We start from the raw sequence: 1,711 nt of genomic DNA, 5'->3' as shown, positions 1-1,711 counted from the left end.
TGTATTAGCCCCCGTAAAAACGGACAGTTAACTCGCTAATTTTAGCGCCCGAAACTCCCGAGGGGATTTCATTTTTAATCCACTATGTGGATGATTGCAATTGTAATCTTCTATCCATAGCGGCAAAGCATTCAGCACAGTTTTAGCATCAGGCACATCATTCAAATAGACGTAATCCCGTTTGAATGTCTTTACAAAGGCTTCCGCCATCCCATTGCTCTGTGGACTTCTAATCGGTGTGGTACAGATCTGAAAACCAAGTGCATGTGCAAATTGTCGTGTCGATTTCGCAATATAACAACTGCCATTATCTGTCAGCCATTCAACGGGCTGAGGCAAATAACTGACCGCACCAAAGCGTTTTTCCATGCTCTGTACCAGTACATCACATACCATGTCACTACTGATACCAGTAGTTGTTGCAAGATAACTCATGATTTCCCGATCACAGCAATCCAGGCTAAAGATCACCCGTACTTTCTCACCATTCCAACACTTGATCTCAAAGCCATCCGAACACCAGCGGCTGTTTGATACAGATACTGCAACTTGCCCATCATGCGTCCGATCATTCTTTAATGGCTCGTCTCGCGTGAGAAGCAACTGATTCTGCTTCATGATCCGGTAAATACGTTTGGGGTTGACCCGAGCAAGTTTCATTACATGCTGTTTCAGATAACGGTTTAAATGCGCGGTAACCCGTCGATATCCATTACTCGGCCGTTGATCACAGATCTCCCGAATGATGGGTAATAAAACCATATCATCCGCCTTAGAGTATCGTAAACGAGAAGCAGCTTCTGGCTGCTTCATTCGCCGATAAAGGTTCGATCTGGACACACCTAAGGTATGGGCTATTTGCTGTGTTGGGTATCGTTGGGTGGTAATAAGGGCATGTGCGATATGTACTTTTTTGCCTGGGCAATCTCTAAGGCATCTTTGAGAATTTCAGCTTCTACTGTTTTACGGCCTAGCATTTGCTCCAGCTGTTTGACCTTTTTTAACAGCGAATTATATCAGATACGCTGACGACCTGATCATTGGCTTCCACGGCAGTTACTCCACCTTCTTGCATAAGTTTCTTCCATTTAAACAGTAAACTTGGGGTAATACCATACTGCCTGGCAACAGAAGAAACAGATGATCCAGGTTGCATGGTCATAGCAACAAATTGTGCTTTCTGTTGACCTGTATAACGTCTACGACGTTGAACTGATGTAATAACTTCAATACGTTCCATAGAACACTCCTTAACCCTAGTGCTATGCCTAGGTCTTAATTTTGAGTGTTCGTTTTAATTAGGGGTTAATACACCTTGTATCAGGAGTTAGATTATTAAACCGTGATACAAGCTGTGATACAAACATGGGGCAGTTTTAGAGAGATACATAAAACTGCAAAATATAAAAAAACCTCCTAAACCGTTGAGTTTAGGAGGTTTTATGCTTTATACAAGCACTTAAAAAGCTGTATAAAAACTAATCTTGGTAGGTATAAGCAGACTCGAACTGCTGACCTCTACGATGTCAACGTAGTATCTTTATAGTAAAAACAATAGCTTATTTGAATATGACGGAATCTTGACGTAAACGTGACTTTATCCACAAGTCTTAAAATCCTCGTGTAAGTCTATTTTATCACTGATTTGAAAATATCAAAGACAAAAAAAATAAAGCCCTCACTTGAGAGCTTTATCTTCCGGCCATACCTC

At 41.4% G+C, this 1,711-nt stretch carries 1 pseudogene; it reads right to left on the bottom strand.

From position 1 onward, the window contains the following. Window positions 1-27: 27 nt before the first annotated feature. Window positions 28-1,240: pseudogene (locus ACR2F7_RS15890) on the bottom strand (IS3 family transposase). Window positions 1,241-1,711: the final 471 nt, after the last annotated feature.

Origin of the sequence: Pedobacter sp., assembly GCF_045628745.1 — a bacterium.
Classification (GTDB): domain Bacteria; phylum Bacteroidota; class Bacteroidia; order Sphingobacteriales; family Sphingobacteriaceae; genus Pedobacter.
Note: the sequence above shows the minus strand (reverse complement) of the source record. Positions and strands in the feature narration are given on the sequence as shown.